The organism is Novosphingobium profundi, assembly GCF_018491765.1.
Taxonomy (GTDB): Bacteria; Pseudomonadota; Alphaproteobacteria; order Sphingomonadales; family Sphingomonadaceae; genus Novosphingobium; species Novosphingobium profundi.
Genome location: NZ_JABWCU010000011.1, coordinates 180452 through 206155 on the forward strand (window position 1 = coordinate 180452; position 25704 = coordinate 206155).

Annotated in this window: 20 protein-coding genes; 11 read left to right on the top strand and 9 right to left on the bottom strand. The window is 67.7% G+C overall.

The window, feature by feature from the left end:
• Positions 1 to 171: 171 nt before the first annotated feature.
• On the top strand, positions 172 to 1062 hold the full coding sequence (locus tag HT136_RS14235) for a crotonase/enoyl-CoA hydratase family protein (protein ID WP_214200503.1): 891 nt from the start codon (positions 172 to 174) through the stop codon (positions 1060 to 1062).
• 21 nt (positions 1063 to 1083) lie between these two features.
• Here HT136_RS14235 and HT136_RS14240 read toward each other — a convergent pair whose 3' ends face one another.
• Both HT136_RS14240 and HT136_RS14245 read right to left on the bottom strand, forming a co-directional pair.
• Positions 1084 to 2226 carry an acyl-CoA dehydrogenase family protein gene (locus HT136_RS14240; RefSeq protein ID WP_214200504.1) on the bottom strand — a complete coding sequence of 381 codons (1143 nt, stop codon included), beginning with the start codon at positions 2224 to 2226 and terminating at the stop codon, positions 1084 to 1086.
• Between the two features lie 29 nt (positions 2227 to 2255).
• The gene (locus HT136_RS14245) at positions 2256 to 4367 is read right to left on the bottom strand and encodes a 3-hydroxyacyl-CoA dehydrogenase NAD-binding domain-containing protein (protein ID WP_214200452.1); all 2112 of its coding nucleotides are present in this window, start codon (positions 4365 to 4367) and stop codon (positions 2256 to 2258) included.
• 84 nt (positions 4368 to 4451) lie between these two features.
• Here HT136_RS14245 and HT136_RS14250 point away from each other — a divergent pair, with 84 nt between their 5' ends.
• Together HT136_RS14250 and HT136_RS14255 are read left to right on the top strand one after the other, a co-directional pair.
• On the top strand, positions 4452 to 5453 hold the full coding sequence (locus HT136_RS14250; RefSeq protein ID WP_214200453.1) for an NAD(P)H-dependent flavin oxidoreductase: 1002 nt from the start codon (positions 4452 to 4454) through the stop codon (positions 5451 to 5453).
• Positions 5454 to 5455: 2 nt separating this feature from the next.
• A complete protein-coding gene (locus tag HT136_RS14255) occupies positions 5456 to 6688 on the top strand; it encodes an acyl-CoA dehydrogenase family protein (protein ID WP_214200454.1) in 1233 nt (410 codons plus the stop codon).
• A gap of 46 nt (positions 6689 to 6734) precedes the next feature.
• On the opposite strand, the gene HT136_RS14260 is transcribed toward HT136_RS14255, so the two are convergent.
• Positions 6735 to 7868, bottom strand: a complete 1134-nt coding sequence (locus HT136_RS14260; RefSeq protein ID WP_214200455.1) for an acyl-CoA dehydrogenase family protein — start codon at positions 7866 to 7868, stop codon at positions 6735 to 6737.
• An 86-nt stretch (positions 7869 to 7954) separates the two neighbouring features.
• On the opposite strand from HT136_RS14260, the gene HT136_RS14265 reads away from it, so the two are divergent.
• The 3 genes from HT136_RS14265 to HT136_RS14275 are packed head-to-tail and all read left to right on the top strand — an operon-like array spanning position 7955 to position 10988.
• The gene (locus HT136_RS14265; protein ID WP_214200456.1) at positions 7955 to 9148 is read left to right on the top strand and encodes an acyl-CoA dehydrogenase family protein; all 1194 of its coding nucleotides are present in this window, start codon (positions 7955 to 7957) and stop codon (positions 9146 to 9148) included.
• Positions 9145 to 10209: a phosphotransferase gene (locus tag HT136_RS14270; protein ID WP_214200457.1), complete on the top strand. Its 1065-nt coding sequence runs from the start codon at positions 9145 to 9147 to the stop codon at positions 10207 to 10209. Before HT136_RS14265 ends, HT136_RS14270 begins: the two co-directional genes overlap by 4 nt.
• Before the next feature lie 14 nt (positions 10210 to 10223).
• The gene (locus tag HT136_RS14275; RefSeq protein ID WP_214200458.1) at positions 10224 to 10988 is read left to right on the top strand and encodes an SDR family NAD(P)-dependent oxidoreductase; all 765 of its coding nucleotides are present in this window, start codon (positions 10224 to 10226) and stop codon (positions 10986 to 10988) included.
• Here HT136_RS14275 and HT136_RS14280 read toward each other — a convergent pair whose 3' ends face one another.
• Positions 10989 to 12224, bottom strand: a complete 1236-nt coding sequence (locus tag HT136_RS14280; RefSeq protein ID WP_214200459.1) for a M24 family metallopeptidase — start codon at positions 12222 to 12224, stop codon at positions 10989 to 10991.
• 409 nt (positions 12225 to 12633) lie between these two features.
• Between HT136_RS14280 and HT136_RS14285 the strand changes: the two genes are divergently transcribed.
• Genes HT136_RS14285 through HT136_RS14295 form a run of 3 tightly spaced genes read left to right on the top strand, consistent with a single transcriptional unit; the run spans position 12634 to position 15697 of the window.
• Entirely contained in the window at positions 12634 to 13962 is a 1329-nt protein-coding gene (locus HT136_RS14285) for an MFS transporter (RefSeq protein ID WP_214200460.1), read from the top strand.
• Positions 13959 to 14786, top strand: a complete 828-nt coding sequence (locus HT136_RS14290; protein WP_214200461.1) for an alpha/beta fold hydrolase — start codon at positions 13959 to 13961, stop codon at positions 14784 to 14786. The genes HT136_RS14285 and HT136_RS14290 overlap by 4 nt, the downstream gene beginning before the upstream one ends.
• Positions 14787 to 14803: 17 nt before the next feature.
• Complete coding sequence (locus HT136_RS14295; RefSeq protein ID WP_214200462.1) at positions 14804 to 15697, top strand: LysR family transcriptional regulator; 894 nt, start codon at positions 14804 to 14806, stop codon at positions 15695 to 15697.
• Positions 15698 to 15760: 63 nt separating this feature from the next.
• Here the strand turns inward: HT136_RS14295 and HT136_RS14300 are convergent, their stop codons facing one another.
• From HT136_RS14300 to HT136_RS14315, 4 genes are read right to left on the bottom strand one after another with little or no spacing between them, the layout of a single operon-like run.
• The gene (locus HT136_RS14300; protein ID WP_214200463.1) at positions 15761 to 16723 is read right to left on the bottom strand and encodes an alpha/beta fold hydrolase; all 963 of its coding nucleotides are present in this window, start codon (positions 16721 to 16723) and stop codon (positions 15761 to 15763) included.
• A gap of 52 nt (positions 16724 to 16775) precedes the next feature.
• Positions 16776 to 18146, bottom strand: a complete 1371-nt coding sequence (locus HT136_RS14305) for an LLM class flavin-dependent oxidoreductase (RefSeq protein WP_214200464.1) — start codon at positions 18144 to 18146, stop codon at positions 16776 to 16778.
• Positions 18147 to 18166: 20 nt separating this feature from the next.
• A complete protein-coding gene (locus HT136_RS14310) occupies positions 18167 to 19528 on the bottom strand; it encodes an MFS transporter (RefSeq protein ID WP_214200465.1) in 1362 nt (453 codons plus the stop codon).
• A 7-nt stretch (positions 19529 to 19535) separates the two neighbouring features.
• Positions 19536 to 20708 (bottom strand): M24 family metallopeptidase, encoded by a 1173-nt coding sequence (locus tag HT136_RS14315; RefSeq protein WP_214200466.1) that lies wholly within the window; start codon positions 20706 to 20708, stop codon positions 19536 to 19538.
• A gap of 312 nt (positions 20709 to 21020) precedes the next feature.
• Between HT136_RS14315 and HT136_RS14320 the strand changes: the two genes are divergently transcribed.
• Positions 21021 to 22373, top strand: a complete 1353-nt coding sequence (locus tag HT136_RS14320; protein WP_214200467.1) for an LLM class flavin-dependent oxidoreductase — start codon at positions 21021 to 21023, stop codon at positions 22371 to 22373.
• 7 nt (positions 22374 to 22380) lie between these two features.
• Positions 22381 to 22842 carry a cupin domain-containing protein gene (locus HT136_RS14325; RefSeq protein ID WP_214200468.1) on the top strand — a complete coding sequence of 154 codons (462 nt, stop codon included), beginning with the start codon at positions 22381 to 22383 and terminating at the stop codon, positions 22840 to 22842.
• Between the two features lie 170 nt (positions 22843 to 23012).
• Here the strand turns inward: HT136_RS14325 and HT136_RS14330 are convergent, their stop codons facing one another.
• On the bottom strand, positions 23013 to 25514 hold the full coding sequence (locus HT136_RS14330; protein ID WP_214200469.1) for a TonB-dependent receptor: 2502 nt from the start codon (positions 25512 to 25514) through the stop codon (positions 23013 to 23015).
• Positions 25515 to 25704: the final 190 nt, after the last annotated feature.

A 25704-nucleotide genomic window follows, 5' to 3' on the forward strand; every position in this document is an offset into this window, starting at 1 on the left:
CCCAAAGCCTATCATCAAATTTAATCAATTGAACAAATAAAAATGCCGAGGTAGTTTCGTGTGCGCTGGGTGAGGGGCGTTCTCGCGGTATTTGGCGCTTCGGCGCATCGGAAAATCGCCAATCCGGCAATGGCCCTGGCAAGGAGGAGAGCAGCGATGGCCGACAAGGCGATGGTTTACGAACAGATTACCTTCGACGTGCGCGAACGCGTCGCGACGATCACGCTGCATCGGCCGGACAAGCTCAATGCCTATTCGGTGCGGATGATGGAGGAGATGATCGACGCTTTCGACCGTGTGGACCGTGACGACGGCATCGGTGCGGTGATCGTGACCGGATCGGGTGCCCGTGCCTTTTGCGCCGGGGCGGATCTCGAAATGGGTGCGAAGATCTTCGATGCCACGGGAAACCCGGATTCGCCGGTGCGCGCGGATGGCACGATCGACTATGCGAGCGAGAAAGCGCGCGATTTCGGAGGGCGGCTCACTTTGCGGATGTTCGAGTGCCTCAAGCCGGTCATCGGGGCCGTGAATGGCGCGGCGGTCGGCATCGGGGCGACGATGCTGCTGCCGATGGACATACGCCTGTGCACGCCTGCGGCCCGGTTCGGCTTCGTGTTCGTGCGGCGCGGGATCGTGCCGGAGGGTGGATCGGCCTGGTTCCTGCCCCGGATCGTGGGAATCGCGACGGCGCTCGACTGGTGCATGAGCGGGCGTCTGGTCGATGCCGCCGAAGCGCAGGCGGCGGGACTGGTATCCGAGATCATCGAAGAGGGGGAGCTTCTGGCGCGGGCGCATGCCCGGGCGCGGTCCTATATCGAAGGCTCGGCCCCTGTCTCGGTTGCGCTGACACGTCAGATGATGTGGCGTGGTCTGGGCATGGCGCATCCGATGGAGGCGCACCGGGTGGAGAGCCGCGGGGTGCTTGCCCGGGGGCGCAGCGCCGACGCGCGCGAGGGCGTGGCGGCCTTCATCGAGAAGCGCGCTGCGTGTTTTCCCGAGCAGGTCTCGCGCGATATGCCCGACTATTTCCCCTGGTGGGACGAGCCCGTCTATCGCTGATCGCCGCTCGATCGGGCGTGGCTAGAGCGCGCGCCCGATCACTTCCTTCATGATCTCGCTCGTCCCGCCGTAGATGCGCGAGACGCGCGCGTCGCGCCAGAGGCGGGCAATCGGGTATTCGTTCATGTAACCGGCCCCGCCATGGAGCTGGAGCGCCGCGTCGCAGACCCGGTTCTGCAGTTCGGAGTGGAACAGCTTGGCAGCGGCGGCCTCCTCGCCGGTGAGCTTGCCGTCCACGTGGCGCGCGATGGCCCAGTCGAGGTGGGCCCAGCCAGCCTGGAGCTGGGTCGCCATCTCGGCGAGTGCGAAGCGGGTCGCCTGGAAGTCGAGGATCGCCTTGCCGAAGGCCTTGCGTTCGCGGGTGAAGCCGAGCGCCTCGTCGAAAGCGCGCTGTGCGCTCGCCTGCGCGCCGACCGCGATGGTCAGGCGCTCCTGTGGCAACTGTTGCATGAGGTAGGCGAAGCCGCGCCCTTCCTGGCCGATGAGATTGCTCGCGGGCACGCGCACGTTGGCGAAGAACAGCTCGGACGTGTCGGAAGCGTGCTGGCCGATCTTGTCGAGATTGCGCCCGCGCGCGAAGCCGGCGCGGTCGGCCTCGACGAGGATCAGCGAGATGCCCTTGGCGCCCATCGCGGGCTCGGTCTTGGCGACGACGATCACGAGGTCCGCATGCTGGCCGTTGGTGATGTAGGTTTTCGCGCCGTCGATCACGTAGTCCTCGCCTTCGCGGCGGGCGGTGGTGCGGATGCCCTGGAGGTCGGAGCCGGTGCCCGGTTCGGTCATCGCGATTGCGACGACCGTTTCCCCCGCGATCATGCGCCCCAGCCAGGCCTCGCGCTGTTCGTCCGATCCGTAATGGGCGATGTAGTCCGCGCAGACGTCGGATTGCAGCGTGATCCCGGTCGAGGAGCCGGCGTAGGCCAGTTCCTCGCCGATGATCGCGTTGTAGCGAAAGTCGAGGCCGAGCCCGCCATGCGCCTCGGTAATGCCGGGGCACAGGATTCCGGCCTCGCCGCAGGCGCTCCACAAGGCGCGCTCGACGATGCCATCGCGCTCCCACCGATCGAGATGGGGGAGCACGTGCACACCGATGAACTTGCGCACCTGGTCACGGAACAGTTCGTGCTCGCTCTCGTAGATCGGGCGCCGCGAGGTATCGAGCATGGGAAGATCGTTCATGGCGCGTTCTCCCGTCAGGCCTGGCCGGTGCAGGTGGAGAGCGCACCGCCCTCGCGGGCCAGGCGGCGGAGCAGCTCGCTCGGCGTCTCGCCCATGGCTTCGAGGGCGTCCACGATCCGCTGGAGCCCGATCCCGTCGGCCCAGAACATCGGCCCCCCGGTAAAGGGCGGCCAGCCGTAGCCCATGACCAGCGCGACATCGATATCCGAGGCGCGCAAGGCGATGCCTTCCTCGAGAATCCGCGCGCCCTCGTTGACGACCGGGAAGAGCAATCGTTCGACGATCGCCTGGGGCACGAACGTGCGCGCTTGGTGGCCGCTGCGGGACTGGAAGTCGCGCACCACGCCTTCGGTGACGGGCGAGGGGGTGGCCCGGCGCGCCGCGTCGTAGTCGTAGAAGCCGCCCTCGCGCTTCTGGCCCCAGCGCCCGATCTCGCACAGGACTTGGGTTATGCTCGAGGAATTGCTCGTCGCCGCGTCCCAACCGATCACGTCGAGCCCGACGAGGTCGAGCATTGCAAAGGGGCCCATCGCGAAACCGTAGTCGACGAGCGCGCGGTCCACCTCCCAGGGCATCGGGCCTTCGAGGATCAGCGCCTGCGCGGCGTTCATGCGCGGGGTCATCATGCGATTGGCGATGAAACCGTCGCACACGCGCGAAAGCACCGGCACCTTGCGGATCGTGCGGGCGAGCGACATCGCGGTGGCGATGACGTCAGGGGCCGTGGCACCCCCGCGCACGACCTCGAGCAGGCGCATGACGTTGGCGGGTGAAAAGAAGTGCAGCCCGATCACGTCGGCGGGGCGGCAGGTCGCGGCGGCGATGGCGTCGACGTCGAGAAAGCTGGTGTTGGTGGCAAGGATCGCGCCGGGCCGCGCGACCTGGTCGAGCCGGGCGAATATCTCCTGCTTGAGGTCCATCCTCTCGAACACGGCCTCGATGACGAGGTCGGCTTGGGCGAGGTCGGCCATGTCGAGCGAGGGGCGCAGCAGCGCCATGCGTTCCTCGAGCGCCTGCGCGGTGAGCTTGCCCTTGGCTTGCGACACTTCGTAATTACGCCGGATCGCGGCCAGGCCGCGTTCGAGCGCGGGTTCCTCGCGCTCGACGAGGGTGACGGGAAGGCCGGCGTTGAGGAAGTTCATCGCGATGCCACTGCCCATCGTGCCGGCCCCGATCACGCCGACCGTCGCGATCGGCCGGATGGGCGTGGCGGCGGGCAGGTCCGGGACGCGCGCGGTCTGGCGTTCGGCGAAGAAGAGATAGCGTAGCGCGGCAGACTGGCGGCTCGCGAAGAGTTCGGCAAAGAGCTCAGCCTCGCGCTTCATGCCGTCTGCGAAGGGAAGGGTGACCGCGGCCTCGACCGCACGGACGATGTTCTCGGGCGCCTCGTATCCGCGGAAGGCGCGGGCGTTGGCGCGGCGGAACTCGTCGAAGACGTGCGCGTCATGGGGTAAGGCAAGGCCCCCGGTGCGGTCGCGCACACGGACGGCAGCCGTACCGGACCGGGCCGCGTCCTGGGCAAAGGCGATCGCTCCGGCAAGGAGGTCGCCTTCGATGAGCGCGTCGACGAGCCCCATGGCCTGTCCCTTGGTCGCAGTGACGGGCTTGCCCAGCGCCATCATCTCCAGCGCCGCCTCGGCGCCCACGATGCGCGGCAGGCGCTGCGTGCCGCCCGCGCCCGGCAGGAGGCCAAGAGCGACTTCGGGCAGGCCCAGCTTGGCTTCCGGCAGGGCGACGCGAAAATGGCAGCAGAGCGCGGTTTCCAGCCCGCCTCCAAGCGCGGTGCCGTGGATCGCGGCGACCGTCGGCTTGGGACAGGCCTCGATGGCGTCGAGCACCGCGTGGAGCCCCGGCGCGTCGGTGTCGGGCGCGTCGAATTCGCGGATGTCGGCGCCCGCGATGAAAGTGCGTCCCGCACAGGCAAGCACCACGGCCTGGGCGGTGGGATCTTCGTGCGCGCGCCGGAAGCCTGCGAGCAGGCCGCGGCGCACATCGCCGCTGAGGGCGTTCACCGGAGGCGAGTCAATCGTGATCACCGCCACCGATTCGATGCAGGCATAAGTGGTGACAGAATTGATACGGTCGGCCCCGCCTTGTGCCGCTTCCAGTGTCTGCCCATTCGCCATAGCCGAACTCCCCTCTTGAATTAATTGCTCAGATAAATAACAGTGGAGGAAAATTTGGCAAGGGCGCACGGGAGGGCGAGGACCATGCTGCAGACACGCTTCACACGCGAATTCGGTATCGAGCACCCGATCGTTCAGGGCGGCATGATGTGGGTGGGGGTGGCGGAGCTCGTCGCCGCCGTCGCCGAGGCCGGCGCGCTCGGTTGCCTGACCGCGCTGACCCAGCCCAGCCCCGAAGCGCTTGTGCGCGAGATCGCCCGCACGCGCGAGATGACCGACAAGCCCTTCGGCGTGAACCTGACGATCCTGCCTTCGCTATCTCCGCCGCCTTACGCCGAATACCGCGCGGCGATCATCGAATCGGGCATCACCATCGTCGAGACGGCGGGGCACCGGCCGGAAGAGCACGTCAGCCATTTCAAGGCGCACGGGGTCAAGGTGATCCACAAGTGCACGGCGGTGCGCCACGCGCTTTCGGCACAGCGCATGGGGGTGGACGCGGTCTCGATCGACGGTTTCGAATGCGCCGGGCACCCCGGAGAGGACGACATTCCTGGCCTCATCCTCATCCCGGCAGCGGCCGAGCGGCTTTCGGTGCCGATCCTGGCCAGCGGCGGCTTCGGCGATGGTCGCGGGCTGGTCGCCGCGCTGGCGCTCGGCGCGGACGGGATCAACATGGGGACGCGCTTTTGCGCCACGCGTGAGGCACCGATCCACGAGAATTTCAAGCAGGCTCTCGTCGCCAACGACGAGCGCGCGACAAGGCTCATCTTCCGCAGCTACCGCAATTCCGCGCGGGTCGCGCGCAACGCGATTTCGGACGAAGTGGTGGCCGCCGAAGCGCGAGGGCTTGCCTTCGAGGAGATCGCGCATCTGGTGAAGGGCGCGCGCGGACGCGAAGGGCTGGTGAGCGGGGATCTCGATCATGGCATCTGGACCGCAGGGCTCGTGCAGGGGCTTATCCACGACGTGCCCAGCGTGGCGCAACTGGTGGAGCGCATCGTGATCGAGGCGAAGGCGCTGATTTCCGGGCGACTTGCCGAAATGGTCGGGGCTGACATCGATGCGCGGGCGGGAGTGGCCTGACCATGGACCTCGACTGGACCGCCGAGGAAGAGGCCTTCCGCGATGAGGTGCGCACTTTCCTGCAGGAAAATCTCGACGCCGATCTCGCCGCGGCCGGGTGCCTCGCGACGAGCGTCTACCCCGATCACGCGGCCAGCATGCGCTGGCAGGCGATCCTGCACGCCAAGGGCTGGGCCGCGCCGCACTGGCCGCTTGAGCACGGCGGGCAGGACTGGAGCGCGGCGCAGCACTACATCTTCGAGAGCGAGCGGATCGCGGCCGGGGCTCCCTCGCTATCGCCCATGGGCATCCACATGGTGGCCCATGTCATCACCCGTTTCGGGACCGAGGAGCAAAAGGCCTGGTTCCTGCCGCGCATCCTGACCGGGGAAGTGTTCTTCTGCCAGGGCTATTCCGAGCCCGGTGCCGGATCGGACCTTGCCTCGCTGCAACTGGCGGCGGTGCGCGAGGGCGAGGCTTTCGTTCTCAACGGCTCGAAAATCTGGACCACGCACGCCACCGAGGCCAACTGGATGTTCGCGCTCGTGCGCACCGCGCGCGAGGACCGGCCGCAAAAGGGCATCACCTTCCTGCTCCTTCGCATGGACGATCCCGGGATCGAGGTGCGGCCCATGTTGATGAGTTCGGGCGAGGAAGTGCAGTCGCAAGTCTTCTTCACCGATGTCCGGGTGCCGGTCGCCAACGTGCTGGGGGAGGTGGATGATGGATGGTCGGTGGCCAAGTACCTGCTCGAATTCGAGCGGGGCGGTTCCGCCTATGCGCCCGACCTTCACGTGCGGGCCGAACGGCTCGCGGCCCAGGCCGAAGCGCAGGGTGGCGACGATGGGTGCCCACTGATCGAAGATCCGCTGTTCGCGTCCCGGCTGGCGGCGCTGCGCGCGCGGATCGATGTGCTGGGCACGCTCGAGCTGCGCCTGCTTTCGGGCACCGGACAAGGCAGCAGCGTGGGGGCGTTGTCCTCGATGCTCAAGGTCCTGGGAACCGAGACCGCGCAGGCGTTGACGCGGCTCGCGCTCGAGGCAGCAGGGCCGCAGGCGCTCGTCTACCAGCCCCATGCGGTGCGCCCGGGCGGGCCGATCCCGTTCTACGCCGCGCCCGAAGACGGCTACCTTGCCGGGGAACGCTGGCACGCGCTGGCGCCCTTGCGCTACTTCAACGAGCGCGCGGCTTCCATCTATGCCGGCTCCAACGAGATCCAGCGCAACATTCTGGCCCGCGCGATAGTCGGAGTCTGAGCGCGCTCCCGGTTCGCCGCGTCAGGCGGCCCGCAAGGCCTTCGCGTCAGGCGGCCCGAAGGGCCTTCGCCTGTTCGGCCAGCAGGTGGTCGCGGCCTCCCAGCTGTTCGATCAGGACGGTGGCGCGGCGGAAGTAGTGGCTGACGGCAAGCTCGTCGGTCAGGCCCATTGCGCCGTGGAGCTGGACGGCGTTTTCGCCCACGAAGCGCAGCGCCTCGACCACGACGATCGCCGCCGCGCCGAGGGCCCGGCGGCGCTCGGCCGGGGGCCTTGCGAGGTGCAGCGTCGCGTGCAGGCTGGCGGCGCACGCCAGTTCGAGCTGGATCCGCATGTCGACGAGACGGTGCTGGAGGACCTGGAATCGCGACAACGGCTGGCCGAATTGGCGGCGTTGCGCGGTGTATTCGACCGTGTCCTCGTAGAGGCGCGAGAGCACCCCAAGGGCCTCGGCGCAAAGCGCGGCGCAATAGGCTTCGTGGGCCTCGGCGAGGGCGGGAAAGGCTTGGTCGCGCGGGCCGAGAAGGGCGCTCGCGGGGAGCTGGACTTCGTCGAACACGATGTCGGCACAGGCGCGGTCATCGATCATTCGCAAGGGGCGCAAGGTCAGGCCGGGGGCGTCGATGGGCACACAGAAAAGCGATAAGCCGTGTTCGTCGCGCGTGGCGTTCGCGGTCCGCGCGGTGACGAGGAGGTGGCTGGCGTGGGGCGCGCCGATGCTGAGGCTCTTCGCACCGTTCAGCCGCCAACCCTCACCCTCGCTGACGGCGCGCGTCGAGACGGCCGACAGATCGCGGCGCGCGCCGCTCTCCCAATGCGCGAGCGCCAGCCGGTGCGTGCCCGCGATGAGGCCGCTGAGCAAGGCCGCGGCGGACGGGGTGCCGATGCCCTCGAGCAAGCGTCCGCAGAGCAGCACGCTTTCGTTCCACGCATCGCACACCAGCGCTTCGCCCAGTGCCTCCATGACGACCATCGCTTCCACGGCCCCGCCGCCATATCCGCCGCGTTCGAGGGCAAAAGGTGCGCCGAGCAGTCCGAGTTCGGCGAGGCCCGGCCAGAGGTCCTGGGCGTCCGGTTCGGCGCGCAGGGCGCGGCGGCGCTGTTCGAAGCTGTAGTGGTCCTTGAGATAGCGCCGGAGGGTGTCCTTCAGGATCGATTGTTCCTCGCCCAGGTCGAAATCCATCGCGCCGCTCTCCCGCTTCATTGACAAGCGCAACCATGAAGGCAATTATTTAATCAAGCAAGTAAGAAACGGAAAGGCGGTTGAGGATGGTCGGCGAGCATGTCCGTGCTCTGGGAGACAGGGTCGAGGCTTTCGTGCGCGAGGTCGTCGTGCCCTATGAGCGGGATCCGCGCCGCGACCATCACGGCGCACCGCGCGACGATCTGGTCTGGGCCATGCGCGACAAGGCGCGCGAAGCCGGCGTGCTCACGCCCCATATCAAGGCGGATGGCACCCATCTGAGCCAGCGCGAGACGGCGCATGTCCTTATCCGCAGCGGGCTGTCGCCGCTGGGACCGCTCGCCTGCAATACCGCCGCGCCCGACGAGGGCAACATGTACCTGATCGGCCACGTCGCCTCGGACGAGCTCAAGGCGCGATTCCTGAAGCCACTGGTCGAAGGGCGCGCGCGCTCGGCTTTCTTCATGACCGAACCGGCCGCGTGGGGCGGAGCGGGTTCGGACCCCTCGATGATGAAGACGACCTGCCGCAAGGATGGCGACCACTGGATCATTCGCGGGCGCAAGACCTTCATCACCGGGGTGCAAGGGGCGCAGGTGGGCATCGTGATGGCCGCGAGTGCGCAGGCCGATACGGTGGGCGGAGCCTGCATGTTCCTCGTAGACCTGCCCGATCCGGCGATCGTGATCGAGGAGGTGCCGCGCACGATCGACAGCTCGATGCCGGGCGGACACGCCACTGTCCGGATCGACGACTTGCGGGTCCCGGCAAACCAGATGCTGGGCGAGCCGGGTGAGGGCTTTGCTTATGCCCAGGCGCGCCTTTCGCCCGCGCGGCTCTCGCACTGCATGCGCTGGCTGGGCGCCTGCATCCGCGCGCAGGAGATCGCAACCGACTATGCCTGCCGGCGCGAGGCCTTCGGCAAGACCCTGATCGACCACGAAGGCGTCGGCTTCCTGCTCGCCCAGAACCGCATCCTGCTTCGGCAATGCGAACTGATGATCGATTGGTGTGCCGACGTGCTCGATACCGGCTCGCGCGGCACGCTCGAAAGCTCGATGGCGAAAGTCTCGGTGAGCGAGGCGCTCATGACCATCGCCGACAATTGCGTGCAGGTGATGGGGGGCAGCGGGGTGCGCGAGGGCACCGTGGTCGAGCAGGTGTTCCGCGAAGTGCGCGCCTTTCGCATCTATGACGGGCCCAGTGAAGTCCACAAGTGGAGCCTGGCCAAGGCGATCAAGCGCGAGTGGAAGGCGAGCCAGGAGGGGGGCGGGTCATGAGCGACATCGCGCTTGGCAACACCGGCGCGGGCCGCGTGCGCGCGGGCTTCGATTTCGATCACGCCGCGCTCGAGACGTGGCTCAAGGCCCATGTGACGCATTACGCGGGGCCACTCGAGGTCGAGCAGTTTCGCGGCGGCCAATCGAACCCGACCTATCGGCTGACGACGCCGCAGCGGTGCTATGTCCTTCGGCGCAAGCCGCCCGGCGCGCTCATCAAGGGCGCGCATGCCGTCGAGCGCGAGGCGCGGGTCCAGGCCGCACTCCACGCGCAGGGCTTTCCGGTCGCCCCTATCCACGCGCTGTGCGAGGACGCTGGCGTGATCGGCACCCCGTTCTACGTGATGGACATGGTGGAGGGGCGCATCTTCTGGGACGCCGAAATTCCCGGTGCTTGCCGCGAGGAGCGCGGCGCGATCTACGATGCGATGAACGCCACGCTGGCACGGCTGCATGGCTATGATCCGGCGGCGATCGGGCTCGGTGACTACGGTCATTCGGGCAATTACTTTGCGCGCCAGCTTGCCCGCTGGTCACGCCAATACCGCGAGGACGAGGCGGCGGGGCGCGATACGGCGATGGACGCGGCGATCGCCTGGCTCGAGGCGAACCTGCCGCCCGACGATGGCACGGTCCGCGTGCTCCACGGCGATTTCCGCATCGACAACCTGATTTTCCACCCGACCCGCCCCGAGGTGCTGGCGGTACTCGACTGGGAGCTCTCGACGCTGGGGCATCCCTTGTCCGACTTCGCCTACCACGCGATGATGTACCACGTGCCGGCGCACATCGTGGCGGGCTTGGGTGGGGCGGATTGCGCCGCGCTCGGCATTCCGGGCGAGGCGGACTACCTTGCCGCCTATTGCCGCCGAACCGGGCGTGCCCGGGCGGATGACTATCGCTACTGCATGGCATTCAACCTGTTCCGGCTTGCCGCGATCTTCCACGGCATTCGCGGGCGGGTGATCCGAGGCACGGCCGCCAACGCCCAGGCGCGCGAGCGGGCCGAGGCTTTCGGCGAACTGGCGCAACTGGCGCTGCGCGCCACGCGCGGATTTTGAACGGGAGAGCGACCATGCACGATACGACGCGCCTTGCGGGGCGTACGCTCATGATCACGGGCGCATCCTCGGGCCTCGGCGCGCACGTCGCCCGGCTGGCGGCACACAGCGGGGCGCGTGTCGCGCTCGTCGCCCGGCGCGAGGGGGCGCTTGCGCGTCTTGCCGGTGAGATCGGCGAGGCGGGCGGCGAAGCGCTGGCCCTGGAGGCGGACGTCGCCAACGAAGCCCAGATGATCGACGCGTTCGACCGCGTCGAGGCACGGTGGGGGCCGGTTTCCTCGGTGCTGGTGAACGCAGGTGTCAACCGCAGCGGGCGGGCGGTGGATCTTTCCGTCGAGGATCTCGACACGGTCTTCGCGATCAACGTGCGCGGCGCCTTCATCGCGGCGCGCGAGGCGGCGCGGCGCATGCACGCCGCCGGGATCGCGCAGGAGGGCCGGATCGTTCTCGTTTCCTCGATCACGGCGCAGACGCAGGGCAGCGGGCTCGTCGCCTACAGCGCGTCGAAGGCGGCCGTCTCGCACCTCGGGCGCCTGCTCGCCAACGAATGGGTGCGCAGCGGCCCCAATGTCAACGTGGTCTCGCCCGGCTACTTCCGCTCCGAACTTGCGGGCGACTGGTTCGAGACCGAGGCAGGCAAGCGCCAGCTTTCGGCCATGCCGCGCGGGCGGCTGATGGAGCAGGAGGCGCTCGACGCCACGCTGCTCCATTTGCTCTCGGACGAAAGTCGCTTCCTCACCGGCGCCGACATCCGCATCGACGACGGGCAGACGCTCTAGTCACCGCCCGATCGTCAGGTAGGGCGAGCCGCGAAGGTTGAGCGCCTCGCAGCCGTTTTCGGTGATCAGCCAGAGATCCTCGAGGTGCACGTTGCCGCCCGCATCGAGATGCAGCACGGGGCAGTCGACGCTGAGGATCATGTCCTTCTCGATCAGATGGTCGTCCTTGCGGAAATGGAGAGCATCCCCGGCATAAGCCTCGTCGGTGTGGTAGAGGCCCACGCTGTGCGGCGAGCAGGGAATGGCAATGTCGTAGCCGGCCCTGGCAACGGCTTCCTGACCGATCCGGCGTACGTCCGAATAGCGAAGTCCCGGACGCAGCGCGTTCGCGACGGCATCGTTGGCGACCTGCGCGGCTTCGACCATGCGCAGGATCACCGGGTCGGGTTCGCCGACGAAGACGGTGCGGCCATAGTCGCCGTGGTAGCCTGCATAGTGGCTGACGGCGTCGATCTGGAAGCTGCGCCCTTCGCGGATCACCCCGTCGCGCTTGCGGATCGTCATGCTGTCGGTGGAGAGGAACAGCGGGATGCCGCCGCGCTTGCCGGTTTCGGTGTAGAAGGCGATGCGCAAGGCCTCGTACGTGTCGCCGGGCGAGACCGACTGGATCGCGGCGATTGCGGCGTCGGCGTTGTTCTGCGCGGCGATCCGCATGAGCGCGATTTCGGCGGGCGACTTGATCATGCGGATCGTGCGCAGCAGCGGCGCGGCGGGAGTATAGGCGAGGCGTTCGCCAAGCAAGGCCGCGATGATCGGGGAATCGGTGGCGATCCGGCCGCTAAGCCCCTGTGTCGCCGCGCGCAGCGCCGCGCTGGCATCGGGGTGCGCGGGATGGCGCTCGAGCACGTCGAGCGTGGCTTCCTGCGCGAAATGGTCGAGCGCGTCGGGCCGACCGCCGGGCGGCATCGAGAGGAACATCGGCGGGGCGGCATCGCCGTCAAGTCCATCGGGCGCGGTGTAGAGCACGATGTCGACCGGGCTTCCGGCGGGAGGCGCGCCGACGTCGTGGAGGTAGTGGATGAACTGGCTCGAGATCAGCGTGACCGGCGCGCTCGCATCCACCGGCACGATGGCGAAGGCGACTCCGGCCTGGCCCATCGCGACGAGCTGCGGCCAGAACCCGGTCGCCTGATAGATATTGGTCGGCTCGCTCAGGACGAGCGCGTCCACCCCGTGCTGGGTGAGGACGCGCTGGGCGACGGGGCGGTTCATCAGGGGCTGCAACGGCTCGATCATCGGTCCTGCCTTTGTCTGTGGGAGGAGGCCGGCGCAGCGCGCGAGCCTGGCGCAACGCAGGCTTGGAGCATGACGGGCGCGGCGCTACCAATCAAGAATCTCTCGCGCCGATAAGGGCTTCTTATTTCGCAGGGGCACAAGGGGGTGATAGCACGGGGCCAACGGCGGACGACGGGCGCAATGTGCCCGGCGTCGGCGCTGGTTCAAACGACCCGGCCATGGCCCGCACAAGGCGATGGCAACGGGGGATCGGGGAAGAAGCGAAGGTGACCACAAGTGCAGGGCCTATGTGCCGCTGCCGGACTGCGCTCGTGCGCTCCGGCTGTTCCGCGATGATGACCGGGCGCAGGCTTCGACAGGCCGGCATCGTGCCCTCGTTGCGGCTCTCAGCCGGCGTGGGGAAGGCCTGATGGTGCCTGAGCCCGGTTCCATCCGTGAGCGCCCGGGAGCGCTGCTCGCCTGGGTGACCGTCGCCACGCTCTTCCTCGCGCAAGTCATCTCGAACATCGACAGGGGCATGCTCGCCCTGGTGATCGACCCGGTGCGCCAGGACCTCGCCATCAGCGAAATCCAGATCGCGCTGCTCCAGGGCTTCGCGTTCTCGGTCTTCTATGTGACCATCGGCCTGCCGCTCGGGGCGGTCGCGGATCGGGTCAACCGTCGCAAGCTCCTTATCGCGGGGATCGTGGTGTGGAGTATCGCCGCGATCGGGGGCGGCTTCGCGCAAGGTTTCGGGGCGATGTTCACCTCGCGCATCTTCATCGGCGTGGGCGAGGCGGTATTGGGACCTTGCGCGGTGACGATGATCAGCGACCTCTTTCCGCCCGAAAAGCGCGGGCGGCCCATGGCGCTCTACGTCTTCGGCTCGATGATCGCCTTCGGCCTCGGCTCGCTGGTAACCGGCTCGATCCTTGAGGCGGCGCCGCGCGGCGTCTTTGCAGGGCTGCCAATCATCGGCGACTTCGCGCCCTGGCGCCTGGCCTTCATCCTGACGGGCCTGAGCGGCGCGGCGATCCTGGTCGCGCTGGTATTGCTGCGCGAACCGGAACGGCGCGGCGCTTCGGGCGAGACGTTCGTCGAGGCAATGAGCTTTCGCGACGGCCTTGCCGCGATGCGCGCGCGCTGGGCGGTGTTCGTGCCGTTCTACGGCGCCCTGGCGCTGCTCGCGGTGGGCGGCTCGGTGGCGACGGGGTGGGGGGCGGTGTTCCTGACCCGCACGTTCGGACTTGCGATCGGCGAGGCCGGGCAACGGCTCGGCGCCGCGCAGATCGCCTGGGCCATTCCCGGCGCGGTTCTGGCAGGCTTCGTGATCGACCGGGTGAGCCGCCGCTATGGGCTTGCCGGGCGTGTTCGTCTCGCCGGGGTGCTGACCCTGCTGGCCATTCCCTCGGCGCTGGCGGTGTTCATCTCCGACAGCGAAGTGGCGATTGTCCTGCTGGGCTCGATCATGGCGATCCTGGCGATGTACGGCACCTGCATGCTTTCGGTCGTGGCCGAGATCGCCCCGCTGTCGCTGCGCGGCTTCGCGGTCGCGCTCTACGCTTTCGTGATGACGATGATCGGCGCCTCGCTGGGGCCGCTCGCGGTGGCGGGGCTTACCGAACATGTCTTTGCCGACCCCGCGCGCGTGGGCTGGTCGATGGCCGTGGTGGGCAGCCTCGCGCTGCTGGCCTCGGCCGCGCTGGCATTCCTTGCCGGCGGGGCGATCGTTCGTGAGGGAAAGGATCATAGACCATGAACGCGATCGTTCGCGGCTACGTGCCAAGCCGGTTCGGACAGGTGCACTACCGCATCGTCCCCGGACCAGATGACGCACCGCCGCTTTTGTGTCTCCACCAGACGCCGAGCAACGGCGCCGATTTCGAGCCGATCATGGAGCCGCTTTCGCAAGGGCGCACGGTGATCGCTCTCGATACGCCGGGTTACGGGATGAGCGATGCGCCGCCCGAACCGGTCTCGATCGAGGAACTGGCGACGGTGGCGGACACCGCGATGCGCGACCTCGCCGCGCGCGGCGAGCTGGCCGAAGGGCCCTACGATGTCCTCGGCTTCCATACCGGCTCGCTGCTCTCGACCGAACTGGCGCGCAGCCGGCCCGAGCGCGTGCGCCGGGTGGTGGTCTTCGGCCTCGCCGCTTACGAGGCCGAAGTGCGCGCGGCCAAGCTCGCCAATCTGCGCGGCGCCTTTCCCAGGCCCGGGCCCACGCTCGAGCATGTCGAGAAGCTCTGGGCGATCATCGGCACGCTCAGCGATCCGCGTATCGGCTACGAAGAGCGCCACGTCGCGATGGCTGAGTGCCTGCGCCTCGGCGAGCGGATGCCCTGGGGCTACATCTCGGTCTACCGCTACGATTTCCTGGGCGCGATGGCCGAAGTGGAGCAGCCGGTGCTGGTCATGAACCCCGAGGACGATCTCTGGCAGGTGACCCGCGCGACCTCGCACCTTTTCCGTAATGGGCGCAGGGTGGATTGGCCTGGCGTCGCGCACGGTGTACTCAAGCTCGAACGCGAGCGGGTCGTGGCTGTCATCGCGCAATTCCTGGGCGATCAGGCCGCCGACTGATACGGAGACGAACGCGCGTGAACCTGGTGCAGCTCAAGCGGATGATCGCGATCTACGAGAGCGGAAGTCTGCGCAAGGCGTCCAAGGCGATCGGGATCACCCAGCCCGCGCTGACGCTCAGCATCAAGCAGCTCGAGGAAGAGTTCAACACCAGCCTGTTCGAGCGCGGTCCCTCGGGCGTGCGCCCGACCGCGATGTGCGAGCGGCTGGTGCGGCGCGCCCGCCTGATGCTGGCCGAGGAGCGGCGCATCGTCCACGAACTGACCGAAGCCGACCGGCGCCCGCGCGTCGCGATCGGGGTGCATCCCGGGCTGCACTCTCCCGCGCTGGCCAACACCCTGCGCAGCTTTGTGGAGCAATCGCCGCCGATCGACCTCAAGCTGCGCGACGGCTACACCACGCAGCTGATCACGATGCTGGCCTCGGGCGAGATCGACTTCGCGCTCGTCGGTGTGCCGATCGACTTCGCGGACGATGCCTACGATTTCGAACCGCTGCTCCAGCGCGACTATGCGATCGTGGCCAGGCCCGACCATCCGCTGGTGACGGGCGATCCAGACGCGGACCCCGCCCAGTTCATGTGGGCGCAGCTCAGCGCCTACGATTCGCTCGATCCCTTCGAAACCGACGACTTCGCCGCGATGGTGCGCTCCTTCGGCTGCGGGGAAGACAGCAAGGTCGTGCGCATTTCCTCGGCCGCGCTGCACAAGTCGATGATCGTCGATGCGGGCATGATCGGCATGATCGGCAGCGAGGCCGTCGCCGACGAACTCGCTGCGGGCACGCTCGTGCGTATCGAGGGCTCGCAGATCGCCTCGCCGGTGTTCGGCTTCGCCACGCTCAAGGACAAGTACGAGACGCGGCTGGTGCGCCAGCTCAAGGCCGCGATCCGCCGGTCCTGCGAGAACTGAACGCAGGCGCGACCTGAACCCGGCCATGCCCGCGCGCGGTGGCGCGAACACGGCCGGAGGCGTTCAGAGGCTGGCGAGGAAGGCGTTGAGGATACGCGCCGTTTCGCTGGGATTGTCCTGCATCACGAAGGCGCCGGCATTCTTGACCACCTGCGTTCGCCCGTTCCTGAGCGCGGCTTCGGCGCCCTTGCGAAACTTGACATAGGCCTTGTCGAATTCGCCATAGACCAGCAGCGTGGGGGCCGCGATGCGCGGCAGGGTGCCCGCGATGTCGGTCATGCCAACGCCCCGCTCGCTCGGCTGGATCCACTTGCCCGCCGCGCGCCGGCTGAGGATGCCTTCGGCGTTGATCTTGGCGGGATGAACGATGCCGAAGATCTTCTCGATCAGTTCGGGCGGCGTCGGCACGGGGTTGCCGTTCGCGTCGAACAGGTCGGTCTGCTTCTCGTCGATCCCGGTCCGGATTTCGTCCAGCGTCTTGCGGCCGCCCAGCGCGCAGGAGACGAGCGCGAGCGAGCGCACGCGCTCGGGCCAGAATGCGGCGAGCGGGACCGAGAGGCAGCCGCCCAGCGAGGTGCCGATGAGGTCAACCTTGTCGAAGCCCATCTCGTCAAAGGCGCCCACCAGCAGCGCGGCGGTTTCGCCCAGGGTCTGGATGTAAGGGGCCGCGCCGTCCCAGCGCGATCCGCCGTGGCCGGGCAGGTCGAAGGCGATGACCTGGCGGCCCTGCGCCAGCAGCGGGGCGACGAAGCGCCAGTCGGAGAGCCAGCCGCCCAGTTTGTGGAGCAGGATCACCGGCGGCACGCCGGCCTTCGCCTCGCCAACCACCGCGAAGTTGAGCGTGCCGCCGGCGCGGCGCAGCGATCCGCTGGCGGTCCATTCGCCCGCGAAGGGCAGGGCAGGCGTCGGGGCCAGTGCGCTGCTGGTGACGGGGGCGGCCTGCGAGGTCGTCGCGGCCAGGGCGGCGAGGCCGGTCCCGGCCACGGCGAGGCTCGCCCGGCTGGCGAAATCGCGACGGCTGATCATCGGTGCTACTCCCTGTTGGTTGTGGGTCGAATGGAAGAGGAAGGCGGCGGGCTCAGGCCCACATGCGCGGCTCGCGCCCAAGCGCGGGATTGGCGACGAAGGCGTTCTCGGGACGCGCGAGCCCGAGGTTCTCGCGCAATGTGGCGCCTTCGTACTCGGTGCGGAAGAGACCGCGCTTCTGCAGGATCGGGATGACCTGGTCGACGAAATCCTCCAGGGCGCCGGGCTGGTAGTTGGGCGAAAGCGAGAAGCCGTCGGCACCGCCCTCGCGGAACCATGTCTCGCACAGATCCGCCACCTGCTCGGGTGTGCCCGAATAGGAGAAGCTGGCGCGGCTTACGACCACCCGCCGGGCGAGCACGCCGATCGGCAGGTCTTCCTCGCGGGCCATGCGCACGATCGATTCCTGCACCCACTTGCCGCCGTTGGTCTCGGGCAGGTCGGGCAGGCGATCTTCGGGAGAGAGGTGCGAAAGGTCGACGCCGAGCTGGAGCGAAAGCGTGCGCAGCGCGAGCGCTTCGGGGACGAGATCGAGCAGTTCGGCTTCGGCGCGGCGGGCCTCCTCTTCGCTCGATCGCACCATGAACTGCACCGAGGGGATGACCTTGATGTGGTCCGGGTTGCGGCCGAAGGCGGCAGCGCGCGCCTTCATGTCGGCGTAGAATTCCTGCGCGACCTCGAGCGAGCGCGCGGCGGTGAAGATGAGGTCCGCCGTGCGCGCGGCGAGCGCGCGGCCTGCGCCCGACCCGCCCGCCTGAACGATGATCGGATGGCCCTGTGGCGGGCGCGCGACGTTGAGTGGTCCGGCCACCTTGAAGTGCTTGCCCTCGTGGCCGAGTTCATGGACCATTTCCGGGTCGAAGTACCTGGCCGCCGCGCGGTCGCGCAGGATCGCGCCGTCTTCCCAGCTGTCCCACAGGCCGCGCACGACGTCGACGAATTCCTCGGCGCGCTCGTAGCGCAGGGCATGGTCGAGGTTCATGTCGCGCCCGAAGTTGCGCGCTTCGCCGTCGCTGGCCGAAGTGACGACGTTCCAGCCGGCGCGCCCCTTGGTCAGATGGTCGAGCGAGGCGTAGCGCCGGGCGATGTTGTAGGGCTCGTTGTAGGTCGTCGAGGCGGTGGCGACGAGGCCGATGTGCTGCGTCACCATCGCCAGCGCGGCGAGCAGCGTGGTCGGCTCGAGCTTGCCCGCGTAGTCGGTCGCGGCGAAGGCCTCCTTGCCCGAGATTGAGGGGAAGCCCACGCTGTCGCCCGAGAAGTAGCAGTGCATCTTGCCGCGCTCGGCGGTCCGGGCGAGGTGCGCGTAGTGGGCGAAGTCGTGCTGGTCGACGGCGGGGCCGCCGGGCCAGCGCCAGCCACCCGGATGGGCGCCCGAATTGTGGATGAAAGTGGCCAGGATCATCTGGCGCTTGGGGTCGGTCATCGTTCGACTTTCGTGGAGGATCAGGCGTGGCTGGTGCGCACGACGCGGGCCAGTTCGCTGTCGGGAGCGAGCGCGCGGTAGGCGCGCAGGGCGAGAAGGAAGCAGAGCGCGGCGAGCACGAGGCAGGGCAGCACCACGAGCACGAAGCTTGTCGCGATGCGCCCCTCGTCGCCGAGCACGCTCTGCGAGACCCAGGCGATCAGCAGCGGGCCGCCCGCGCCGGCGGGAAGCGCCGAGACGACGCTGAGGAAGGCGTACGTGAAGCCACGCATGTCGTTGGGTGCGATGTCCTGCACGGTGGCGTTCATCGCGACGTTGAGCATGGGCGTGGTCAGGCTGATCGTGGCGAGGCACACGATCGCGGGGATGAGACCCGGGGCAAGTCCGGCTAGCCCGCTCGGCAGGGCGAGGACGGGCAGGGCGGCCATGACCATGAGCCGCCCGCCGCGCGCCTTGCCCAGCGGCGAATCCGCCGCGACCCCGCCCAGCAGGTAGCCGCAGACCCCCGCGATCAGCATGCCCAGGCCCAGCGCGTTGGAGATCTGCGGCAAGCTCAGGTGAAAGGTGCGCATGAGCAGCGGCGCGGTCCACGAGGCGACGCCGACGAAGGCGACGTAGTAAAGGCAGAAGCCTGTGAAGAGGGGGACGACCACCGCACGCTGGCGCCAGAGGTAGGCAAGCTTCGCGCGCACGCGGGCGGGTTCGCGAGGCACCGGGGGGGCGCCGCGCCGGGCGGGTTCGCGGATGGTGAAGAAGCCCAGGCCCACCAGCGGGCCGACGATCCCGCACAGCAGGAAGGCGGTGCGCCAGGGCACGAGCCGACCGATGGCCGGAAGGGTCAGGTGGAGGTCGGCGGCCACGATCATGCCCGGGATGACCGAGGACAGCGAAGTGCCGATCGTCGCGCCGATGAGGTAGGCGCTGATCGCGCGGCCGCGCCGGGCCGGTGGGAACATGTCGGCGATGAGCGAGAGCGCGGCGGGGGCAACCGCTGCCTCGCCCAGGCCGACGAGCGCACGCAGGACGAAGAACACCTCGAAATTGGGGGCCAGCCCGCCGAGCGCGGTGGACAGGCTCCACACGATGATCGCCCAGCCCAGCACCTTCTTGCGCACGTGGCGGTCGACGAGAGTGCCGAGCCAGAGCCCGCAGATCCCGCTCAGCAGCGAATAGGCGAGCCCCATGAGCAGGCCCATGCGGATATCGTCGATGGCGAGGTCGGCCTTTATCGGCTCGGCGAGCACGCCGACGATGGCCTTGTCGATGCTGTAGAAATTGGCTGCGAGGAACAGGAGCAGCATGGGCCACAGGCTCTGGCGCAGCGGCGGGAAGGGGGCGGGCTCGGCCTCGGGCAGCGTCCGGGTTTGGGGGGCGGTGGTCATGGCGGGATCAGTCGACACGCACGGTGCGCCCGTCGATGCAGGCGAGCAGGCGCCCGTCGGCGTCGTTGAGGATTTCGACACCGCCCCCATCGAGGTAGATGATGTCCTCGAAGTGGAACTTGCCGATATCGGGGCCGATCCAGGGCAGGTCGCAACTCAGCACCATGTTGTCGACCAGTTCGAAGGCGTGCATGCCGCCCCCCGGATGGGGATGGTCGGTGTGCTCGAGCCCCACCGAATGCAGCCCGGCGGCCTTGAAATCGGGGTTGCCGTGGTCCTGGATCGAGGCGATCACGGCGTTTTCCACATCGCGCGAGAGCGCGCCGGGGCGGAAATGGGGAAGCGCGGCCTGCCAGCCCAGCCGCGTGGCGTTGTAGCGGCGCAACTGTTCGGCGCTCGGTTCGCCGATCACGGCGGTGCGGCCGATGTCGCTGGTGTAATGGGCGAATTCGGCGGTGGCATCGAACGTCACCATGTCGCCCGGTTCCAGCGTGGCGGTCTTGGGCAGGCGGCCCAGCCCGGCGCGATAGGGGGTGATGAGGAGGAACACCGGGCGTCCTCCGGCAAGCGCGGCGGCCGACCAGAACACCCGCTCGGCCTCGGCGCAGGTGGCACCGGCGGCCACCGCCTCGGCCGCGACCTGGAGCGCCAGTTCGGTCTTGCGCGCGGCGGCGCGCATGTGCGCCATTTCGGCGGGTGTCTTGACCATGCGCATGTCGCGCAGGAGATCGCGGGCGGGCAGGACGGTAAGCGTGCCGCCGAGCAGGGCATCGACGTCGAGGCCGAGACCTCGGTCCTCGAAGGCGATGCGACCGCGGTCGAGCGCCACCTCGCGCAAGTACTGCGCGATCGCCTCGGGGTGGTTCTGGGGAAGCCCCTCGGACGTCAGCACGCCTTGCACGCCGCCCGCCCCCAGGCCCGGCTTGCGGGCATAGCCGCGCACGATCATCCAGGTGCCCTGGCCCTGCTGGGGCTGCCCCATGTCGACCTCGACGGTGAGCACGGCGGCGTCGCGCGCGTGGTCGCGCGGAAGGATGGCGAGGGCGAGGTCGCCGAAACCCCAGCTCGCGTCAGTGGCCCAGCTTGAAAGGTAGTAGGTGTTGACAGGTGTCGAGGCGATGACCGCATCGATGCCATCACGATCCATCAGGGTATCGGCGCGCGCGCGGTTGATCAGCATGCGGATGCGTTACCGGTTCGTGTCATGGTCAACGGCTTTCCCCTTCGCGCGGCTCGATTTCTGCATCCTGCCCGAACATGGGGCAAGACGGCCTCACGGTTTTGTGTATGGCTTTGAGTATCAGCGGGCCGGGTGGGGTCGAAATCAGATTGCTTTATCGCCTGCAGCAATTCTTGATTGGCGCTTGGCGCCGGTTCCATGCTTGTCAGGAGGCGCACAATCCGGCCATTCGAAGCGACGCGCCAGACCGATACGGTCGGCCCGTCGAGGGCCGGTTTCTCCCGATCAACCTGGAAGACGAAACGAACCACGATGAAACTGCTCGCGTTCATGATGCAGACCGGAGGCCATATTGCGGGCTGGCGTCACCCGCGCGCGGCGCACGACGCCTTGTGCGACCTCGACTATTTCCGCACGCTGGGACAGACCGCCGAACGCGGATTCTTCGATGGCGTGTTCCTCGCCGATTACCTGGGGTATCATCCGGTGCGCGGGGCGGAGATCTTCGCCGGGATCGAGACGCCCAAACTCGACCCGGTCACCGTGCTGGCAACGATCGCCGCGGCGACCCACCACATCGGGCTGATCGGCACGGCCTCGACCACTTATGGTCACCCTTACGAAATTGCGCGCCGTTTCGCTTCGTTGGACCATCTGAGCCGGGGCCGCGCGGGCTGGAACATCGTTACCTCGACGATGGAGAACGAGGCGCACAATTACGGCTTCGAGGCGCATCTGGGCCATTCCGAGCGCTACGAGCGCGCAGGCGAGTTCGTCGAGGTCGCGCGCCTTCTCTGGGATTCCTGGCAGGATGGCGCGGTGCTCGCCGACAAGGCGAGCGGGCACTACACCGACCCCGCGCGCATCTCGGCGGTGAACCATGCGGGCACCCACTTTCGCGTGGCCGGCCCCTTGACCGTGCCGCGCTCGCCGCAAGGCCATCCGGTTCTCGTCCAGGCCGGGGCCTCGGCGACGGGGCAGCGCTTCGCCGCGAGCCACGCCGAAGTCATCTTCACTTCGCATCCCACGATGGAGACGGCGCAGGCCTTCCGCGCGGCGATGCACGCGCAGCTCGCCGAATTCGGCCGCCGACCCGACCAGCTCAAGATCATGCCCGCGATCACGCCGATCATCGCGCCCACGCGCGCCGAGGCACAGGACCTCAAGACCGAACTCGACCAGCTCATTCCGACCCGACTGGCCATTTCCAAGCTCGAAGCGTTGCTCGGGCAGGTCGATCTCTCCGGGCATGACCCCGAGGGACCGCTGCCGCCGCTGCCCGAAGAGGCGCTGGCCGGCCAGAACTCGACGCGCGACCGGGTCCTCGAACTTTCCGAGCGGCAGGGCCTGCCGATCAGCGAACTCGCGCGCCGCGTCGCAGCCGGGCGCACCAGCCACACCGTGGTGGGAACGGCGCAGGACGTCGCCGACGTCCTCATTGCCTGGGAAAACGCGGGTGCGGCGGACGGTTTCGTCGTCTCGCCCCCGTTCCTGCCCGCCGGTCTCGAGGACTTCGTGGACCAGGTCGTGCCGATCCTGCAGGAGCGCGGCCACGTGCGCACCGCCTACGAAGGTGCGACCTTGCGCGAAAACCTTGGGCTCGAACGCCCCGCCAACCGCTTCGCCAGCGGCGCGGCGGCTTACGCGCAGCCCGAAATCTTCTGACCCGCCGATGACGCACGTACCCGTGAAGGCGCCGCCGACGGGCTGGACCGTCCTGTGCATCCACGCGCTGCCCGACGGCCAGTCGCGTCTTGTCGACATCGAACTGCCGGTAACCCGAAAGGTCGAGAACGCGGACGGGTCTTCGCACTGGGAGGGCATTGCGCCCGCCCGTGTCTGGGGGCTTGCCGGCGGGGGGAGTACCTTGGGCTACAGCGCGTGGCACACTTGCGGCGAGGCCGGGCTTTCGATCACGCTGCGCGGGCGCTGGCAGATCGAGGCGAGCGACGGCGAGTGCCGCGAACTTGGACCCGGCGACGTGCTCGTGATGCTCGACACGAGCGGTCAGGGCCATCGCTCTTGGCCTCAGGAGGGCGAGGACGCCGCGATGGTCATGGGAATCGGCTTTGGCGAGGGCGTCGAGGCGCAGATGCGTGCACGCCTGGCGCACGCCCTGGCGGCCCGCGACTAGATCTATCGGGATCGCGAAGGCACGAAGGCCGGGGGGCTGCAGAAGCTCCCCGGCCTTCGTGTGTTCCGTGTTCCTCGCTAGCTCTTCACGGGAGCGGAGACCAGGCCCCAAAAGAAGCCCGGACGATGGAGGTCTCATCGTCCGGGCCAAAGCTCAGGCGTCTTGCGTGTTCAGAAGTTGAAGGTCCCGCGGATCCCGATCGTGCGCAGCTCGCGCAGCTGGGCGACGAGCCCGCCGTAGACCGAAGAGTTTGGCGAGGAATTGCTGCTCATGATCAGGCTGTTGTCCGAGATGCTGTAATAAGCCTTGTTGTTGAACAGGTTGGTGACGAAAGCCTCGATGCTGTAGGTTTCGTTGCGGATGCCTGCGCGCACGTTGGTCTGGGTCAGGTCGGGTGACTTCACGAGGTTCGAGACATCGGAGTAGGTGCCCGACTTGTACATGAAGTCGAGACGGGCAAAGCCGTCGAGCGCCGCCGAGATCGGCGCCTGGTAATTGAGTGCGGCGGTGCCCGACCATTTCGAGACGAACGGGCTCTGGTTGCCGTGGAAGTCGGTGATGCCGGTCAGCGCGGTGACGCCGGTGTTGACCGCCTTCAGGATCTCGCTGTCGATGTAGGCGCCCGAGAGGTCGAGATTGAGGGCGGTGGACAGACGGGTGGAGACGCTCGCCTCGATGCCCTTGACGCGCACCTTGCCGGTGTTGGTCGAACCGCTCACCTGGTAAGGCTCGAGAACGCCGTCGCCGTTGGTGTCGACGTTGATCTGGGTCGACTGCGACTGGATCTGGTTGGTCCAGTCGGCGAGGAACGCGGCCAGCTCGTACGTGAACAGGTTGCCGAGCGCGTGACCCTTGAGGCCGATCTCGTAGTTGGTGATCTTCTCGGGATCGACCTTGACCTTGTAGCCGTAGGATTCGGCGGCCTGGACCACCTCGGGGATGGCGGTGATGAACAGCGTGTTGAACGCGCCCGGGTTCACGCCCTTGGAATAGGAGGCGTAGAGCATGCTCTCGCCGATCGTGTACTGGGCGATCACGCGCGGGAGGAAGTTCTTGTAGGTCCCTTGCGCGATCTCCTCGTCCTCGGCGTAGAAGCCGGCCGGGATCGTCGCGCCGGTCGAGGTGACGCCGCCTTCACCCGCATAGGCGTAGAGCTTGTCGATCTGGTAGCGGCCGTCGAAGGCCAGCGAGAGGGCCTCGGTGACGTCGTAGTTGATGCTGGTGAAAAATCCGTAGGTTTTCGACTGGGTCGCGCCGTAGCGCCTGGTGCCGGAAAGGTTCGGGCTGCCGCTCGCGCTCTGCGCGCGGGCGTTGAGGTAGCTGGCGCCGACTGTGGCCTGCAAGGGGCCGCCCTTGTCGTAACTCAGGCGCAGCTCCTGCGAGAAGTCGCGGCTTTCCGCCTCGATATAGTAGACGAAGTTGTACGTCCCGTCGGGGTAGAGCGAACCGGTGCCGGTGTCGTTCGCGCCGTTGTAGTTGTCGAGGTCGGCCAGTTCGTTCTTGCGCTCGGTGTTCCAGCCGGTGAGCGAGTGGAGGGCAAGGCCGGTATCGCCGATGTCCCAGTTCGCATCGAGATGGATGTGGTAGTAGTCGTTGCGCAGGCCATAGCCGTCGAGGTCGTTGTGGAACAGGCGACCCTGGTCGGACTTCAGGAAGTTGGTGATGAAGGCGGTGTTGGCGGTGTCGGCCTGCGGGCTGAGCCTGGACAGGGACGGAGCCGTTCCGCAGAACCAGCGCGTGGTCACGCCGCTCGAACCGGTCACGTTGCAGTTCGATTGGTCCTGGCGGATGACGTTGCCGTCATCGTCGGTGAGACCATACGCACTGATGTAGCCGTTGGCGGCCGGACCGTCGCTCAGCTTCGAGTAGAGCCCGAAGCCCTTGATCGTGAGGTTGGAGGTCGGCGTGAACTTGAGCGCGAGCGTCGCGGCCTTCGAGGACTGGTCGCCCAGCGTCTCGTTCGGGTTCGCCGCGTTCTTGTAGGAACCGTGCTTGCCGAAGGCGCGTGCGGTGGCGCGAAAGCCCAGGATATCGCCCAGGAGCGGGCCGCTCAGTTCACCCGAAACGTCGTAGTTGGCGCGCGTGCCCACCATGCCGCTCATCTGGCCGGTGAGGGTGTCGCTGGGATCCTTGGTGACGACGTTGATCGCGCCGGCGAAAGTCTGGCGGCCGAAGGTCGCCGACTGCGGGCCCTTGAGGACCTCGACCCGTGCGGGGTTGGTGAGGACCTGCAACGCGGTCGCCTGCGAGACCGGGACGCCGTCGATGAACATCGAGGTGGTCTGCGCCGAGGACGTCGAAGGCTGCATGCCGCGCAGGATCACGCCGACGAACGAACGGTCCGCGCGCGCGCCGCCGCCGGTTGCCTGGCCCACGATGTTGAGGCCGGGTACGAAGCTGCCGAGGTCCTGCAGGTTCTTGATGCCCCGCTCTTCCAGCGCCTCGCCGGTGAAGGCGGAAATGGCGATCGGGGTTTCGAGGAGGTTCTCCTCGCGGCGGCGCGCGGTGACGACGATGTCACCGGCGCTTGCCTCGGTGCCGGCCCTGCCGGTTTGCGCCGGGGCGGGTGCTTCCTGCGCGTGTGCGCCCGTCGGCACGAGCGGCAGGGCAAGGCTGGCCGCCATGGCGGCGCAGGACGTCATCGTTGCGAGGCCGGAAAGGCCCTGGGTCATTCTCATAGTTCCCCCCTTGTGTTTTGCTTGGGTCACGGTTCATCACCTTCAAAAGCAATAAATTGGCTTTTGAATTGTGAAGTTCTCTGGCAATAAGGAAATGTTATCGCCGTAAAGCTGCGTTAATATATGTCTTGGATTCGAAATATTATTGTTTTAGACGCTGATCTAGTATCGCGAATTGATCCAT